General features: G+C 73.1%; 13 protein-coding genes and 1 pseudogene. 8 read left to right on the forward strand and 6 right to left on the reverse strand.

Annotation, left to right across the window (positions count from 1 at the left end):
- Positions 1 to 513 precede the first annotated feature (513 nt).
- Positions 514 to 726, reverse strand: a complete 213-nt coding sequence (locus tag DVH02_RS27845) for an MbtH family protein (protein WP_114626619.1) — start codon at positions 724 to 726, stop codon at positions 514 to 516.
- 305 nt (positions 727 to 1,031) lie between these two features.
- Here DVH02_RS27845 and DVH02_RS27850 point away from each other — a divergent pair, with 305 nt between their 5' ends.
- Complete coding sequence (locus DVH02_RS27850) at positions 1,032 to 2,243, forward strand: NAD(P)/FAD-dependent oxidoreductase (RefSeq protein WP_114626620.1); 1,212 nt, start codon at positions 1,032 to 1,034, stop codon at positions 2,241 to 2,243.
- Here DVH02_RS27850 and DVH02_RS27855 read toward each other — a convergent pair.
- Entirely contained in the window at positions 2,180 to 2,743 is a 564-nt protein-coding gene (locus DVH02_RS27855) for an Lrp/AsnC family transcriptional regulator (RefSeq protein WP_233518501.1), read from the reverse strand. The genes DVH02_RS27850 and DVH02_RS27855 overlap by 64 nt on opposite strands.
- Before the next feature lie 167 nt (positions 2,744 to 2,910).
- Here DVH02_RS27855 and DVH02_RS27860 point away from each other — a divergent pair, with 167 nt between their 5' ends.
- The gene (locus DVH02_RS27860) at positions 2,911 to 3,273 is read left to right on the forward strand and encodes an MmcQ/YjbR family DNA-binding protein (protein WP_114626621.1); all 363 of its coding nucleotides are present in this window, start codon (positions 2,911 to 2,913) and stop codon (positions 3,271 to 3,273) included.
- A gap of 125 nt (positions 3,274 to 3,398) precedes the next feature.
- Here DVH02_RS27860 and DVH02_RS27865 read toward each other — a convergent pair whose 3' ends face one another.
- A complete protein-coding gene (locus DVH02_RS27865) occupies positions 3,399 to 4,103 on the reverse strand; it encodes an alpha/beta fold hydrolase (RefSeq protein WP_114626622.1) in 705 nt (234 codons plus the stop codon).
- A gap of 781 nt (positions 4,104 to 4,884) precedes the next feature.
- Here DVH02_RS27865 and DVH02_RS27870 point away from each other — a divergent pair.
- From DVH02_RS27870 to DVH02_RS27880, 3 genes are all read left to right on the forward strand, one after another.
- Positions 4,885 to 5,898, forward strand: coding sequence for an LAETG motif-containing sortase-dependent surface protein (locus tag DVH02_RS27870; protein ID WP_114626623.1), 1,014 nt, complete (start codon positions 4,885 to 4,887; stop codon positions 5,896 to 5,898).
- A 410-nt stretch (positions 5,899 to 6,308) separates the two neighbouring features.
- Positions 6,309 to 7,838, forward strand: a complete 1,530-nt coding sequence (locus tag DVH02_RS27875; protein ID WP_114626624.1) for an FUSC family protein — start codon at positions 6,309 to 6,311, stop codon at positions 7,836 to 7,838.
- 94 nt (positions 7,839 to 7,932) lie between these two features.
- Positions 7,933 to 8,979 carry a lactonase family protein gene (locus DVH02_RS27880; RefSeq protein WP_114626631.1) on the forward strand — a complete coding sequence of 349 codons (1,047 nt, stop codon included), beginning with the start codon at positions 7,933 to 7,935 and terminating at the stop codon, positions 8,977 to 8,979.
- Positions 8,980 to 9,153: 174 nt separating this feature from the next.
- Here the strand turns inward: DVH02_RS27880 and DVH02_RS27885 are convergent, their stop codons facing one another.
- From DVH02_RS27885 to DVH02_RS27895, 3 genes and pseudogenes are all read right to left on the reverse strand, one after another.
- Positions 9,154 to 10,074, reverse strand: a complete 921-nt coding sequence (locus DVH02_RS27885; protein ID WP_114626625.1) for a sirohydrochlorin chelatase — start codon at positions 10,072 to 10,074, stop codon at positions 9,154 to 9,156.
- 95 nt (positions 10,075 to 10,169) lie between these two features.
- Positions 10,170 to 11,182 (reverse strand): annotated as a pseudogene (locus tag DVH02_RS27890) (N-acetylglucosamine kinase).
- A 467-nt stretch (positions 11,183 to 11,649) separates the two neighbouring features.
- Complete coding sequence (locus DVH02_RS27895; RefSeq protein ID WP_114626626.1) at positions 11,650 to 12,327, reverse strand: uracil-DNA glycosylase; 678 nt, start codon at positions 12,325 to 12,327, stop codon at positions 11,650 to 11,652.
- Positions 12,328 to 12,526: 199 nt separating this feature from the next.
- Between DVH02_RS27895 and DVH02_RS27900 the strand changes: the two genes are divergently transcribed.
- The 3 genes from DVH02_RS27900 (at position 12,527) to DVH02_RS27915 (ending at position 15,639) form a co-directional block, all read left to right on the forward strand.
- On the forward strand, positions 12,527 to 13,630 hold the full coding sequence (locus DVH02_RS27900) for an NADH:flavin oxidoreductase/NADH oxidase (RefSeq protein ID WP_114626627.1): 1,104 nt from the start codon (positions 12,527 to 12,529) through the stop codon (positions 13,628 to 13,630).
- A 427-nt stretch (positions 13,631 to 14,057) separates the two neighbouring features.
- Positions 14,058 to 14,924 (forward strand): ABC transporter substrate-binding protein, encoded by an 867-nt coding sequence (locus DVH02_RS27910; RefSeq protein WP_233518502.1) that lies wholly within the window; start codon positions 14,058 to 14,060, stop codon positions 14,922 to 14,924.
- A 1-nt stretch (position 14,925) separates the two neighbouring features.
- Entirely contained in the window at positions 14,926 to 15,639 is a 714-nt protein-coding gene (locus tag DVH02_RS27915; RefSeq protein WP_114626629.1) for an amino acid ABC transporter permease, read from the forward strand.
- Positions 15,640 to 15,773: the final 134 nt, after the last annotated feature.

Consider the following 15,773-nt stretch of genomic DNA (forward strand, 5'->3'; position numbering starts at 1 on the left):
CAGGGGTGACTGATATTTTTCTGCCCAAATGGCCGAGCGGGATGGAACGCGTAACCCGACCCCGGGCCGCCGCGCTGTCGGGTGGTCTACACCGCGATGATCGATCAGGGTCTCGGAGTGTGTCAATGGCTATCGGTTCTCGCTCTGGCCAAGTCTCCGGGGCCGCGCCGCGGTTCTCCTACCAGTACGTTCCGCAACGTTTCGCGCGTAGCCGTTCAAGTGAATCCGATCCCGACATTTCCGGTGCGGTGCGGTGCGGTGCGGTGCGGTGCGGAGTGGAAATACGTACCGAAAGCACGCCGAACAGCGGGAAACAAAAGAGAGACCGAGTGTGCCCCTGGATATCCGGGCCGAGACGGGCGAAAAGCGGTCGGCGGTTTACCGGCCGGGGGCGGGGGCGGCATTGATCGCGCTCCACGGCTCTCTGCGGCTCTCTATGGCTCTACGGCGCTCTACGGCTCTACGGCGCGAGCGGGCGCTGAGCCGCCCCCGGAAGGTGTACCCGAGGGCGGATCAGCGCTCGGACGTGGCCTCGGCGAGGCTCCTGGGCCGCATGTCCGTCCAGTGCGCGGTGATGTGATCGAGACACTCCTGACGGCTCGCGGCCGGGAGCGCCACCGTCCAGCCCGCGGGCACGTCGGAGAAGGCGGGCCACAGGGAGTACTGCGCCTCGTCGTTGACGACGACGAGATAGCGCCCGTCGGGGGTGTCGAAGGGGTTGCTCATCGCTCAGCTCCGTGGTGAGAGGGAGTTACGAGGTGACGTGGTGACCGGGGCCCGCCGCTGCCGCCGGTCATGATACGTCCGGGCCGTCGGCCGCCCGGACGCGCCGTGCGGTGCGATCACCTCGTGCCCCCGGCGGCTCGCCTCGGGGCGCCGCCTGTTCACCTCGTGTCACGAGTGGTTTCCCGCGTGATCGCGGAGGCGCCCGTGACAGTTCGTCGGCGGACCGCGACCATGGGCACCGGACGTGACCTTGGCGGAGCGCCGTCCGGAACCGGGCGGCGGGCATCGACAGGAGGAGACGGGACATGCGCGAGAGCATCGTCGTCGTGGGCGGTGGGGCGGCGGGGGCAGGAGCGGCCGAGTCCCTGCGCCGTGAGGGGTTCACCGGACGGCTGACCCTGGTGGGGGAGGAGCCGGGCCTGCCCTACGACCGGCCCCCGCTGTCGAAGCAGGTCCTCTCCGGAGCCTGGTCGCCGGAGCGGACCGTACTGCGTGAGCGGGACCACTACGACGGACTCGGCGTCACCCTGCTCCCGGCGCGCGCCACCGGCCTCGACGTCACGGACCACCGGCTGCGCCTCGAAGACGGCACGGCGCTGGAGTACGACGGTCTGGTGATCGCCACCGGCGTCACCCCGCGGCGGCTGCCCTTCGGGCACGAACTGGCGGGCGTCCATGTGCTGCGCACCGTTGACGACGCGACCGCGCTCGGCGGCTCGCTGGCGGACGCCCGCCGGCTGGTGGTGATCGGAGCGGGCTTCCTGGGCACCGAAGTCGCCGCGGTGGCCGCGCAGCTCGGACTGGCCGTCACCCTGGTCGATCCGCTGCCCCTGCCGATGGCCCGTCAGCTCGGCGGCGCCGTCGCCGAACGGCTCTGCGCCCTGCACCGGGAGCGCGGCGTCACCCTGCTCGCCGGGACCTCGGTCGGCGGGTTCACGGAGTCGGGCGGCCGGGTCGACGGAGTGCGGCTCGCGGACGGCACCCTGCTGGAGACCGATCTGGTCCTCGTCGCCATCGGCTCCGTGCCCGCCGTGGACTGGCTGCGCGGCTCCGGCCTCGCGCTGGACAACGGGGTGAACTGCGACGCCTACTGCCGTGCCGCGCCCGACGTCTACGCCGCCGGGGACGTCGCGAGCTGGCCGAACGCCCGCTACGGCAGGCGGATGCGGCTGGAGCACCGGACGAACGCGGGCGAGCAGAGCGTGGCGGCGGCCCGCAACCTGCTGCACGGCGACATCGAGCCGTTCACCCCGCTGCCCTACTTCTGGTCGGACCAGTTCGATGTGAAGATCCAGGCCCACGGTCTGCTCTCCGAGGACGCCGACGTGGAGATCATCGACGGCGAGAAGGGGCCGGGCTTCGTGGCGCTCTACCGGACCGACGGCCGCACCGTGGGCGCGCTCGGCTGGAACGCTTTCCGCCAACTGCGCCCGTACCGGCAGGAGTTGGCGAATCAGCCGGTCCCGGCCGACGGTCCCGTCCCGGTCGGCGAGCCGGACCCGGCGCCCGCTGTCTGAGCGTCCGGCCGGGCGGGCGCCGAGGCCACGGGCGCCGCCCGGCCCACCGCCTCGACCAGGGGCAGCAGCCGGTGCGCCACGCGCTCGCGCAGCGCCATCTCCGTGCGGGTACGGACCACGCCGGGCAGCCGGATCAGCCGCTGGACCACGTCCTCCAGATGTCCGTTGTCCCGTGCCACGACCCGGGTGAGCAGGTCGCCCGCGCCGGTGATCGAGAACGCCTCGATGATCTCGGGGACCTCGGCGAGCGCGTCCCCCACCTCGTCCAGATGTCCCTGCGTGACCTCGATGTGGACGAAGGCGAGTACGGGGTGGCCGAGCGCGGCGGGGGAGAGGTACGGCCCGGTGCCGGTGATCACACCCGTACGCTCCAGCCGGTCGAGCCGGGCCTGCAACGTGCCCCGGGCGATCCCGAGCAGGCGCGCGTACTCCCGCACCGAGGTACGGGGCCGCTCGATGAGCAGCCGCAGGATCCGGGTGTCGAGCGCGTCCACTGCCATGGGTCTGCCGGGGCCTTCCGCCGTCCGTCCGTACGCGGGCTTCACTGTACCGAGGGCTCTGTGCCGATGGCCCGGTCCGAGGCCGTTCGACCGGGCCATCGGCACTCCAATGCCGTCTGCGCCCGGCCGCCGTCCGCTCCGGGCCGGGCGGCGCTACCCTGGCGCCCGTGATCGATGCCGATGATGTCCGCCGTATCGCGCTCTCTCTCCCGGAGACCTTGGAGAAGGAGGCGTGGCACATGCCCACGTTCCGCGTCGCGGGGAAGATGTTCGTGACGGTGCCCGACGACCGGACGTCGTTCGCCGTGCGCTGTCCCCGGCACGAGCGGGCCGAGCTGATCGCGGCCGAACCGGAGAAGTTCTGGGTGCCGCCGCACGAGGCGAGTTCCGCGTGGGTACGGGTGCGGCTCGGCGCCCTGGAGGATCTGGACGAACTGCGCGACATCGTCGTGGACTCCTGGCGGCAGGCGGCGCCTGACCGTCTCGTGGAGGCGCACACCGAGGCGCGGGACCACCCCGGGCGCGGCTGAGAAGGGCGACCTGCCTCGAAGAAGCCACCTGCCTCGACGGGGCCACCTGCCTCGGCGGCCCATCCGCTTCGACGGTGCCGCCTGCCTCGGCGTGGCTCCGGGGCCCGGTCGGGGCGGGGCCGTGGTCAGGTTCCCGGCCCTGCCGCGTCGAGGAGGATCCGGGCCAGCTCGCGCGGCCGGGAGAACATCGGCCAGTGGCCGGTGTCCATCCGAACCAGCCGCCAGCGCTCACCGCGCAGCAGCGCGGCCACGTCGTCGCTCGGCCGCTCCCCGTCCCGCAGGCATTTGATGTACGTGGCGGGCAGCGCGCCGAGCGGGCCCGCCAGCGCGGCGGGCTCGGTCAGGGTGGCGCCCGGGTGCGGCGTCGAGCCCGCCACGATGCGTGTGATGTGCGTGTCGTCCAGGTCCTGGCCCGCGTAGTCGGCGGCCGTCAACGGTGGCCAGAAGCCCCCGTTCGCGGCGATCGCCGCCTCCACGGCCGCCCGGCCGTCCGGCCAGCCGGACACGAACGACTCACCGTCGGCCGGGACGTTCGCGTCGACGAAGACGACCCGCGCCAGCCGGTCGCCGACGAGGACCGCGGCCTGACCGACCGGGATCCCCGAGTAACTGTGTCCGACCAGGACGACATCGCGCAGATCGTGGCGCTCGATCTCCGCCACGATGTCCTGGACGTGGGTCCGCTGCCCGGCCGGTACACCCTGCTTCTCCGCGAGCCCCGACAGGGTCAGGGCATGGGTGCCGTGGCCGGCCGCGCGCAGCTCGGGCACCACGTCCTCCCACGCCCACGCTCCGAGCCAGGCCCCCGCTACAAGTACGAATTCGCTCATGACCGCAACGTAGCGGAGGGGTCTGACAGTCCCCGGTCGCGCCGTCGCCGTACTGCCGCCGTGCCGCCGTACTGTCGCACCGCCGTGCCGCCGTACTGCCGTGTCGCCGTGCCGCCTCCGGCGGCGGGCCGCCGTGCCCAGGAGACGGCGGCCCGAGGTGACACGACCACAATCGGCCGCCGCGCGGCTGGTCTTCACCGCAACCATCGGGCGCCGCGGCGACGAACGAGCGCCTCGAAACCCGGATCGGCACATGCCGACAGGTCGACAAGGGCCTCTGTTCAGGGTGTTTTTCAAGACCTTCACAACTGGTACCGGGTACGTCCACACGGTGGCCCGCCCGTACCGCTTCGCGCGCCCTTCCCCGCTGGCGAGGCCCTGACCTGCGGTGATCACTCGGTCGAGCCCGGTCTCCCGTGACGAGCCGAGGGAGAGCGGCAGGCGCCGGGGTGAGCGTGGTGCGCGGACGGCGTGATCCGGCAGGGCCGGTGATGCCGGTACCGTCCACGTTGCGCACGGCGCGCCCTCATAAGGAAGGCTTGTCCGCCTCGACGGAACGTCATATTCCGGCCGTCGCGATCAGTTGACACGGCGATGGTGCCCCCAGCAGCATGCGTGGTGCCACCGAGGGCCCCACGGCCCGGTGCGCGACCAAACCACTTCAGCCTGACTCTGCTCCGGCCTGCCCCGTTCCGGCGTGCGGCGTGCGGCGTCGCGTGGTGCGAATCTCGCGAAACGCGATGTCCGGGCCGGGTCACGCGCAGCACAAGATGGGAAACGCATGGCCATATCGAGACGTGTCACGGCGTTGCGCCTGCTCGGGACCGGCGCCGCCGCCCTGGCCCTCACCACCGTCGCCGCGGGCTCCGCGTGGGCCACGGACTGCCCCGGCGGCAAGGGCTGGAACAAGGGGAACCACGGGGGCTACAAGCCCGGCAAGGGCGCCGGCACCCCGGTCACGCCGGTCACCACGACCGACAAGTGCGAGTTCTCCCTGGACGGCCGTGACTGGTACTCCCAGATCAAGGTCGACGACATCAATCTCAAGGCAGCCGCCGACGGCAAGGTCCACGTCAAGGTCCGTACCGCGTCCGACGCCGCCAAGTGCACCGTGTCGCTCGCCTCGTACCGTACCCACGGCCCCAGCTGGAACACCTCCGGCGAGCAGGTCTTCCACGACTTCGACAGCGTCGAGATCAAGCACGGCGGCCAGGACACGCTCGACGTGGCCTTCCCCGACGTCGACTGCTTCGCGCAGGTCGACCTCTACCGGGGCAAGGTCAAGTACGACGGCCTCAAGGACGCGAACGACGGCTTCGAGCACGGCGATCTGCCGATCGGGCCCAGCCGCCCGGTCATCAAGGACAAGCTGATCGCGGCCTGGAACGGCGGTACGAAGGACTGCACCGCGCAGGAGATCCCCCCGGTGACCGAGCCGGAGCCCGAGCCGTCCACGGGCGAGTCCACGCCCGATGAGCCGCCGGCCGAGTCGACGCCGCCCGTCGGCGAGCCCTCCGAGCCGACCTCGCCGGAGCCGTCCGCCTCGGAGAGCGACGAGACCCCGGGTACGGGCTCGCCCACCCCGAGCGCCTCCGAGCCGACCTCGGCATCGTCCACCCCGGCCAACGAGCCGAGCCAGGCGTCGACCGGCGGTAACGGCGGCGCCGGAGGCGACCTGGCCGAGACCGGTGGCGGCAACGTCGTCCCGATCGCCGCGGGCGCGGCAGCCCTGCTGGCCGCCGGTGGCGCGGTCGTCGTCATGACCCGTCGTCGCAAGGCCGCCACGGGCAGCTGATCCAGCGTCCCGCCGGTCTCCCATCGGCCCCGGTGTCCGGTGCGCTCACCCCGAGCGCATCGGACACCCGGGGCCGTTGCCGTCCCGCCCCCGGTGTCCCGGCTGGTCCATTGGCGCCACCGTGGCCTGGACCTTCGGCTGAACTCTGTGCCAATGGCCCAGTGTGTCGAGCTTCAGTTGAGCCATAGGTCAAGAAGATGCTCTGATATCGGTATCGATGGCGCTGCGGAGTCCCGCGGCGCCTTCCGCATGCCTCACGCCTGACGCCTGACGGAGCGGCGCCGGGCGCACGCGCCGAGCGCCGGGCGTCAGGGGCCCAGGGGCCAAGGGCCGAGCCGAGTGCCGAGTGCCGAGGACCAGCCGGGTGTCTCGGCGCCCCGGTACCGAGCAAGAGTGACAGGGGAAACACGGTGCTGAAGACGGTATTCGTCGCTCCGGACCCGGGGCGGCTGCGGCTGCGCGCCTCCGCGCGGGCCGTGCTGGGCATCGGCGCGGCCGTGGCGGTCTCCGGCGCCGCCGGGTACTCCCTCACGGCCGTCATCGCCTGCGGCCTCACCGCCCTGCTCGCCCTGTTCACGGTCGCGGACCCCACCGTCCGGGGCCAGGCCCTCACCACCGCGCTGCTGCCCGTGGCGGGCTTCCCCGTCCTGGCGCTGGCCGCCACCCTCCACGACTCCCCCCGGATCCGCGACGCCGCCTTCCTCGCCGTCGTATCCGCCGGGGTGTACGCCCGCCGCTGGGGGCCGCGCGGGCACGCGCTGGGGATCTTCGCGTTCATGGCGTTCTTCATGACGCAGTTCCTGCACACCGGCCAGGACCGGCTCCCCGAGCTGTTCGGCGCCGTCACGCTCTCCCTGACCGTCACCTCGGCCGTCCGGTTCGGCCTCTGGTGCTACGAGCGCCGACTGCCGCCGCCCGCCGCGCCCGCCCCACCGGCCCCGGGCCGGGGGCTCGCGCGCACCACCACCCGCCAGGCCCTCCAGGCGACCGTCGCCTGCGCCGTCGCGCTCGCGATCGGACAGGCCCTCTCCCCGGACCGCTGGTACTGGGCCGTCGGCACCGCCTGGTGGATCTTCGTCAACACCGCCTCGCGCGGCGAGACCCTGGTACGCGGCTTCCGCCGGGTCGTCGGCACGGTCGTCGGGATCGCGGCAGGACTGCTCGTCGCGGTACCGCTGGACGGCGCGCTCGCACCCACCGCCGCGTTGGTCGCCGTCTGCGTCTTCGGGATCTTCTACACCGCCGCCGTCTCGTACTCCTGGATGATGTTCTTCGTGACGGTCATGGCGGGCCTGCTCTACGGCCTGCTGGGCGTGCTGCACCCGGGGCTGCTCCTGCTGCGGTTCGAGGAGACCGCCGCGGGCGCCCTCGGCGTCGCCCTCGCCGTCACCGTGGTCCTCCCCGTCACCACCCACGCGGCGACCAACGCGTGGATCGGCCGCGCGCTGACCTGCGTCCACATCTGCACGACCACGGCCGCCCGTCGGCTCGCCGGGGACGAGGCGGCCGACCCGGGGCCGCCGGCGGCCGAGTTGGAGGCGCTGCTCGCGAAGGTACGGCTGTCCCTCGCCCCGCTGGTCCACCCGCTCAGCCCGCTGCGCGCCCGCAAGGCCCGCGCCCGGCGGGTGCTCGCGCTGCTCGACGACTGCGCGCGCGAGGCACGCGGATTCGCCGCCCTGGCCGCCGGTCCCGGCGCCCGCCTCGACGCGGAGCTGGCCGCCGCCTGCCGCCGGGTCGAGGACGCCGTGGAGCACGCCGTGCACGCGCTGGCGCCCCTCGGGGCCGCGCACTCCGGCCGCGCCGCGGCGACGGCCGCCGAGCCCTCCCGGCCCCCTGGCGCCGAGGGCGCGCTGGCTCATCTGCACCGGCTGGAACGGGCGCTGGCCGAACTCGCGTCGCCGCTGCGCACCGCGCCGCGCGCTCCCCTCGCGCCCGTCTGACTCGCGCGCCGCGCCCGTCCTGCCGCCGGAACCCACCTGCTAACGTCGCCGGGCGGACGAGACGTCGAGGTCGTACGGAAGAGGGCACAGGGTGATCGACGGCAGCGGCGGGCGGGTTTTCATCGGGTCGTTCACCTCGGCGGGAGGGCGCGGCATCGTCGCGGCGGATCTGGACCCGCGGACCGGCGCGCTCACCGAACGCGGGGCCACCGACGCCGTGCCCGACCCCTCGTATCTCGCGCTGGCCCCGGACGGCTCCGTGCTGTACGCGGTCTCCGAGCGACCGGACGGCGCGGCGGCGGCGCTGGACGTACGGGCCGGTGGCCGGGCGGCGCCCCGGCCGATGGGCGCGCCCGTCCCGGTGGGTGGCGCGGCTCCCACGCATCTCGCGCTCGCCGGAGACCGGCTGCTGACCGCCAACTACGGTTCGGGCAGCGTCTCGGTGCTGCCGGTCGCCGACGACGGTTCGCTGCGCGCTCCCGTCGCGGTGTTCCCGCACGGCACCGGCGGCTCGCCAGGCGACCGGCCGCGCGCCGCGCACGCCCACCACGTGGTGGCCGACCCCGGCGGGCGCTGGGCCCTGTGCACCGACCTCGGCACCGACTCCGTACGGATCCTCGCCCTCCCGGCGGCCGGGGAGCCCACGCCGCACGGGGAGACGGCGCTGCGCCCCGGCACCGGGCCGCGCCACCTCGCCTTCCACCCCCGGGGCGAACACGTCTATGTGGTGGGCGAGTTGGAGCCGACACTCACCGTCTGCCGCTGGGACGCGACGGCGGGCGTGCTCGAACCGGTCGCCGAGACGCCCGTCCTGCCCGGCACGGTCGCGGGGGAGACCTTCCCCTCGACGGTGGTCGTGTCACGGGACGGCCGGTTCGTCTGGGTGGCCGTCCGGGGCCACGACAGCATCTCCGTGCTGGCGCTGGACGCGACGTACGAGAAGCCGGAGCCGGTGACGGCGGTGGACTGCGGCGGCCGGTGGCCGCGCGATCTCGCGCTGGACCCGACGGGCAGCCGCCTCTACGCGGCGAACGAGCGGTCCGGCGACGTGACCTGGTTCGACCTCGACCGGGAGACCGGCGTCCCGGCCCGTGCGGGCTCCCTGGCGGCCCCGGCCGCCTCCTGTGTGATCTTCGGCTGACCGGACGGCTCCCGGCCGCTCAGGAGGCGCCGGGCGGGCGAGAGGCGCCGGGCGGGCGAGAGGCGCCGGGCGGGCGCCGCCCCCCGGGCAGCCGGAAGGGCCCGCTCCGGAGTGCGTCCGGTGCGGGCCCTTTCCCACTGGTCGCCCTGGTCGCGGCCGGTGCCGCGCGGCCGTTCAGTGTGCCGGAGCCCCCTGCGGCTGCGTGCTGATGCCCAGCACCGACGCGTACTTCGACAGCACCAGCTTGCCGATCGCCGGGTACGCGCCCAGCGGCTCGGCGGCGGCGCAGTCCGCCTCCTTGAGCGCGGCGTCGAGCAGCCCCTCGGGCAGCTCGGGGCCGACCAGGTACGGGGCCAGCGCGAGCTGGGTCGAACCCGCCTCGCGCAGCTGCTCGGCGATGGCGACGACCGAGCCGTCCTCGTCGAGCGCGGCGGCCATCACCGGCACGGCCAGCCGCGCGGCCAGCAGCATCCCGGTGATCCCGGCGGTCTGTACGGACTCCTTGCCGCCCACCGTGGCCAGGATGATCCCGTCGGCCGCCGTGGCGACCGTGAACAGCCTGGCACGGTCGGCGCGGGCGAGACCGGCCTCCGACAGGCGCACGTGCAGCCCCTCGGCGAGCAGCGGGTGCGGACCGAGGACGTCGGTCAGCTCGACGGTGGTGCCGCTCTCCGCGACGGCCTCGCCTATGCGGGTGATCAGGGTGCTGTCGGGGCCGGCCAGCAGCGGTACGACGACGGCGGCCGGGCCCTCGGGCTCGGCGACCTCGCGACCGGCGGCCCGCGCCAGCTCGTAACGCTCGGCGCGCAGCGCCGCGGTCCCGGTCAGGACGGACAGCAGGGTCGGGTACTCCTCGTCGTCGCCGTCGAGGAAACCGATGGCCGCGTCGAGGCCGGGCAGCTCGGAACGGGCGATGCTGATGACCTCTTCGGCCAGCCCGCGCACGGCGGCCGAAGGGGTGCCGGGCACGGCGAGGACCAGCGCGGCCGCCCCTTCGGGGGCCGCCACCGGTTCGGGACGGCGGTGGCGCCCCGACTGGCGGGGGCGCGGCATTCGTACAGGCAGGCCGGATGCGGGCCCAGTGGGGGTGCTCATGGCGTCGAATGCTACTGGTTTTGTGGGTGTGGCTGTTCGGGGAGGGGGCAGTCGCGAACCATCTGTCCTTATTTATCCGTTAGGTAATTTTCCCCTCATCTGTCCTGTTCTGTCGGTACGTTGAGCAATCCGGGATCGCGCGGCAGTGTCAGCGAGCCCGTCGCCAGCGCCGCCGCGACGAGAAGCGCCCCGCCCAGCGGGCCGGTCCCCGCGGGCACCGTCGTGGCGTGCGGCAGCCGGTCTGCCAGTTCGGCCCGCACGGGCACGAGGAGGGGATCGCCGAGTTTGAACAGGCCGCCGGTCAGGGCGACTTCGCGCGGGCCCTCCGGCGGGCAGGCCGCGGCGGCCGACTCCGCGATCCGGGCTGCGGCCGCCGCGAGGATTCCCGCCGACACCGGGTCGTCCCCGGAGAGCGCGGCCACCTCCGGCGCGAACGAGGCGAGCACGGCGGGCCGGTCGGAACGCGGATAGAGCAGCCCCGGCAGCTCGGGCGCGGGCCCGAAAACCACTTCCATCCTGGACAGCAGTGCGGGCGAACCACCCGGCCGCCCGTCGTACGCGCGCATCGCCGCTTCGAGTCCGGCCCGGCCGATCCAGGCGCCGCCGCCGCAGTCACCGAGCAGATGCCCCCACCCGTCGGCACGGCGCCAGCCGGTCAGATCCGTACCCAGGGCGATCATTCCCGTACCGGCCGCGACCACCGCTCCCGGGCGCTGCCCGAGCGCTCCGGCGTACGCGGTGACGGCATCGGCCGCGAGCGCAAGGCGGCGCACACCGAGGGCGTGTTCCAGCGCACCGGGCAGCTCGGCCCGCAGCGCGGCGCCGAGCGTCGCCATTCCGGCCGCGCCGATCGCGACCGCGTCGAGCACGACCGGTCCGCCCGCGCCAGCAGGGTGTCCACGGCGGGCAGCAGCCGCGCCAGCAGATCCGCCGGGTCGAGACCGCGGGGCCCGGTGCGCACCGGCTCCGCCGAGGTGGTGGTGGCGACGGTCGTCACACCGCCGGGGCCTGGCGGGCCTCCCGTACGGTCCGTACCGCCCGCGGCGGTCGAGCCCAGGGCGAACCGCACCCCGGAGCCGCCCGAGTCCACACCCAGCACCCAGCTCACGCCGGGGCTCCGCTCACGACGGGCGGCTCGGTCACCGGAGACACGAGGGACAACGGGCACCGGAGCTTTCCGACGGGGCTCCCGCGGTGAACGGCCGCACGGGCCGGACCCGTTGGGCCGTCTGCGAGGAGGGACGGAAGAGGTGGGGAGCGGAGGGGACGGGTGAGGGGAGAGCCGAGAGGATGACCGGGGTGCGGCCGACCGCCAGGACAGAGGGGACGCAGGTCACTTCGAGCCGTTCCACGAGGGAGCCGCCGCCGACGACGCGCGTGGACGTTCTGCGGCGGGCGTGTGGACCCGACCTCGGCCACGCCGGTCGCGTGCGGCCCGCCCGGTACGTCGTCGGCGAGCTGTGCCGCCCGCGGTGCCGTGGAGCCGGTGGCCGGTCCCTTCACCGGCCCGGCGGTCGTACCTCGGGGAACGACCGCCGGGCGGCGGACCTGCTCACCCGCGGCCCGTGGACGTGCTCACGGCAGCCGCCAGTCCACCGGCTGCGCCCCCTGGCCGATCAGCAGGTCGTTGGCGCGGCTGAAGGGCCGCGAGCCGAAGAAGCCGCGGTCGGCGGACATGGGCGAGGGGTGCGCGGACTCGATCGCGGGGTAGTCGCCCAGCAGCGGGCGGGCGTTGCGCGCGTCGCGCCCCCACAGGATGGAGACGAGCGGCTTGCCCCGCGCGGCCAGGGCGCGGATGGCCTGCTCGGTCACTTCCTCCCAGCCCTTGCCCCGGTGCGCGGCCGGTTTGCGGGGCGCCGTGGTCAGGGCCCTGTTGAGCAGGAGCACGCCCTGTTGTGTCCACGGTGTCAGGTCGCCGTTCGAGGGGCGTGGCAGGCTCAGGTCCGTGTGCAGTTCCCGGAAGATGTTCTCCAGGCTGCCCGGCAGCGGTCGCACCTCCGGCGCCACCGAGAAGCTCAGCCCCACCGCGTGGCCGGGCGTCGGATAGGGGTCCTGACCCACGATCAGGACCCTTACCTCGTCGAAGGGTTGCTGGAAGGCGCGCAGTACGTTCGCTCCGGCGGGCAGATAGGTACGGCCCGCCGCGACCTCCGCACGCAGGAAGTCGCCCATCCCGGCGACGCGTTCGGCGACAGGGCTCAGGGCCTGCGCCCATCCGGGCTCAACAACTTCACTCAACGGTCTCGCTGTCACGGGCCTCACTCTACTGACCTACGGCCATAGGGGCCACGCGCTCACCCGGGCGCACCGGAGCGCGGCGCCCGCCTCCCAGGAGGGGTACCGGCGTCCTCGGCTGGGCTTTTTATTTGACAGGCTTCGTAGTACGGAATATATCGTACTAGCCGAGTCATTAGCAGGAGTGTCCCTCCGCAGCACAGGAAACGGAGCCCCCGTGAGCGCCCTGTTCGAGCCGTACACCCTGAGGTCACTGACCATCCCCAACCGTCTCTGGATGGCGCCGATGTGTCAGTACTCGGCCGCCCCCGACGGGGTCGAGGAGGGCGCGCCCAACGACTGGCACCTCCAGCACCTGGCCGCCCGCGCCGCGGGCGGGGCCGGGCTGATCCTCGCCGAGGCCACCGCGGTGAGCCCCGAGGGGCGGATCAGCGCCTGGGACCTGGGGCTGTGGAACGACCGGCAGACCGAGGCGTTCCGGCGCGTCACCGCCTTCCTCAAGAGTCAGGGCAGTGTGCCGGCGATCCAGATCGCCCACGCCGGGCGCAAGTCATCCACCCAGCGGCCCTGGGTCGACCGCGGCGCCCCGATCCCGCCCGGTGAGGAGCACGGCTGGACGCCCGTGGCGCCGAGCCCGGTCCCCTTCGACTCCGCGTCGACCGTGCCCCAGGAGCTGTCGGTGGCCGGGATCGACGAGATCGTCGAGCAGTTCGCCGCCACCGCCCGCCGGGCGCTGGCGGCCGGGTTCGAGGTGGTCGAGGTCCACGGCGCCCACGGCTATCTGATCAACCAGTTCCTCTCGCCCCACAGCAACCGCCGCACCGACGAGTACGGCGGCTCCTACGAGAACCGCACCCGGTTCGCGCTGCGCGTCGTGGACGCCGTACGCGAGGTGTGGCCGCGGGAGCTGCCGGTCCTCTTCCGCATCTCCGCCACCGACTGGCTCTCGGAGAACGAGGAGGACGCGCGCGAGGGCTGGACCGCCGAGGACACCGTCCGGTTCGCGGCCGATCTGGTCGCGCACGGGGTGGATCTGCTCGACACCTCCACCGGCGGCAGCGCCCCGGACGCCAGGATCGTGCCGTCCCCCGGCTTCCAGGTGGGCTTCGCCGAGCAGGTCAAGAAGGAGACCGGTATGCCGGTCGGCGCGGTCGGCCTGATCACCGAGCCCCGGCAGGCGGAGGAGATCGTCGCCGCGGGCCGGGCGGACGTGGTGCTGATCGGGCGCGAGCTGCTGCGCGACCCGTACTTCGCCCGGCGCGCGGCGCGCGAGCTGTCCGCCGACGTGGCGGTCCCCGTCCAGTACCTCCGGGCGGTCTAGAGCCTCTCGTTTGGATCATGCCGGGCTCGCGAGCCCTGGTGCCGCGCCTCGCCGCGTTGTCGTCAGTCGCCTACGCTCCGCGTGGGCTCCCTCCTCCGCCTTGCGATCCACGGCACCAGACCCCGCTCCCTCATCCGACCTGATCCAAACGAAAGACCCCAGCTCCCCCTTCCGCTACCGGTGGCCCCGGCGAGGTGAACACCTCGCCGGGGCCACCGGTGTGTCCGGTGTGTTTCGGCGAGGGCCGGATTCCGGCCGAAGCGGGAACTCCGCTTTAACAGAGCGGCAACTGTGCCGACATTCCCCCCGGACACAGTGACTGGCAACTGTTTACAGAACCTCCTGAACAGGGAGAACGCCAGTAGGGAGCAGTCCGGTGAGAGCAAGAAACACGCGAACGGCCGCAGTGTGCACCGCCGTTGTCCTGATGGCCGCGCTGTCCGCATGCGGTGGTTCCACCACGGCGGCGCCGGCCGGCCCGGCCGATGTCGCGCCGCCGAAGAACCTCGCCTCGTCCGGCACCCTGACCTACGGCACGGCGGCGAGCTTCCCGCCCTTCGAGTCCCAGGGCACGGGCGGGCAGCCCCAGGGCTTCGACATCGACATGGTCGCGGCGCTGTCCGCGTCCATGGGGCTCAAGCCCAAGGCGCTCGACATCGACTTCGACGGCCTCATTCCGGCGCTGGCGGGGAAACGCACCGACATCATCAACTCGGCCATGTACATCACGCCCGAGCGCGAGAAGCAGGTCGACTTCGTCCCGTACCTGGTCATCGGGGAGACCCTGCTGACCCCCAAGGGCAACCCCAAGAAGATATCCAGGGTCCCCGACGACCTCTCCGGGCGCACCGTCGCCGTCACCCGCGGCGCCATCGGCGAGACGTACATGACCGCGTACAACAAGGAGCTGAAGCAGCGGGGCCGCCCGGAGATGAAGATCATGTCGCTGCCCAACAACCAGGACGCGATGCTCGCCGTCCAGTCGGGCCGCGCGGACGCCTTCGACACCTCCACTCCCGGCGCCGCGGCCACCCTCGCCGCCACCAAGGACAAGTTCACCCTCGCGGCGACCTTCAAGAACGAGACCGAGATCGGTATCGCGGTACGCAAGGGCGACACGTCGACCAAGACCGCCATCAGCCAGGCGCTGAAGCGGTTCGTCGATTCCGGTGGCTACGCGGAACTGCTGAAGAAGTACAAACTGCCGCAGGAGTCCGACTACTTCGCCTCCTCGGCCGCACCCTCCACCACCGCCTCGACCTCCGCCTCCTCCGCCACGTCGAGTGGTTCCTGACATGGAGTTCCTGCACAAGGCGGTCTCCGCCGACTTCCTCACCGCGTCCCTGCTCACCTTCGTCCTCACCGTCCTGTCGATGGCGCTGGGCATCGTGGGCGGCGTACTGCTCGCGCTGGCCAAGGGCGTACCGTTCGCTCCGGTCCGCTGGCTCGCCGACGCGTACATCTGGTTCTTCCGGGGCACGCCGGTCCTGCTCCAGCTCATCTTCGTCTTCAACGTCCTGCCGCTGTGGGGGCTGAGCCTGTCCCCGTTCACCTGCGCCGTCATCGCGCTCAGCCTGAACGAGGTCGCCTACATGGCGGAGATCGTCCGGGGCGGCCTGCTCGGTGTGGACCGGGGCCAGCGCACGGCGGCGCGGATGCTCGGGCTGTCCGAGGCGGGCATCCTGCGCTGGGTGGTCCTCCCGCAGGCCACCCGGCTGATCCTGCCGCCCACCGGCAACCAGTTCATCGGGATGCTCAAGACCTCGGCACTGGCCTCCGTGGTCAGCGTCCAGGACCTGATGCTCACCGCGCAGCGCCAGGCCGCCGCCGACTTCGACTACGTCGGATCGCTCGGCGCGGCGGCCGTCCACTACCTCGTCCTGACCACGCTGTTCACCTTCGCCCTGCGGCAGGTGGAGCGACGTCTCGACGTCAACCGGCGTGCCGCCGCCCGGCGCACCAAGGATCCCGTCCTCACGACGGCGGCCGTCGACCCGGCGGCCCGATGAGTTCCGAGCGGCCCGCCACCGGAACCGGAAAGGGCGCAGCCATGAGCGACCCCAGGCCAGCAGGCACGGCGGAATCCGGTGCGAACGCCGCCACGACGGCCCGCACCACCGCCCCCGCGACACCAGACCCCGCG

The organism is Streptomyces corynorhini, assembly GCF_003346515.1.
GTDB lineage: Bacteria > Actinomycetota > Actinomycetes > Streptomycetales > Streptomycetaceae > Streptomyces > Streptomyces corynorhini.

What these genes read in the sequence shown, in the direction of transcription:
- DVH02_RS27845 (WP_114626619.1), bottom strand. Translation starts at nt 726, where the DNA reads ATGAGCAACCCCTTCGACACCCCCGACGGGCGCTATCTCGTCGTCGTC.
- DVH02_RS27850 (WP_114626620.1), top strand. Translation starts at nt 1,032, where the DNA reads ATGCGCGAGAGCATCGTCGTCGTGGGCGGTGGGGCGGCGGGGGCAGGA.
- DVH02_RS27855 (WP_233518501.1), bottom strand. Translation starts at nt 2,743, where the DNA reads ATGGCAGTGGACGCGCTCGACACCCGGATCCTGCGGCTGCTCATCGAG.
- DVH02_RS27865 (WP_114626622.1), bottom strand. Translation starts at nt 4,103, where the DNA reads ATGAGCGAATTCGTACTTGTAGCGGGGGCCTGGCTCGGAGCGTGGGCG.
- DVH02_RS27870 (WP_114626623.1), top strand. Translation starts at nt 4,885, where the DNA reads ATGGCCATATCGAGACGTGTCACGGCGTTGCGCCTGCTCGGGACCGGC.
- DVH02_RS27885 (WP_114626625.1), bottom strand. Translation starts at nt 10,074, where the DNA reads ATGAGCACCCCCACTGGGCCCGCATCCGGCCTGCCTGTACGAATGCCG.
- DVH02_RS27910 (WP_233518502.1), top strand. Translation starts at nt 14,058, where the DNA reads ATGGCCGCGCTGTCCGCATGCGGTGGTTCCACCACGGCGGCGCCGGCC.
- DVH02_RS27915 (WP_114626629.1), top strand. Translation starts at nt 14,926, where the DNA reads ATGGAGTTCCTGCACAAGGCGGTCTCCGCCGACTTCCTCACCGCGTCC.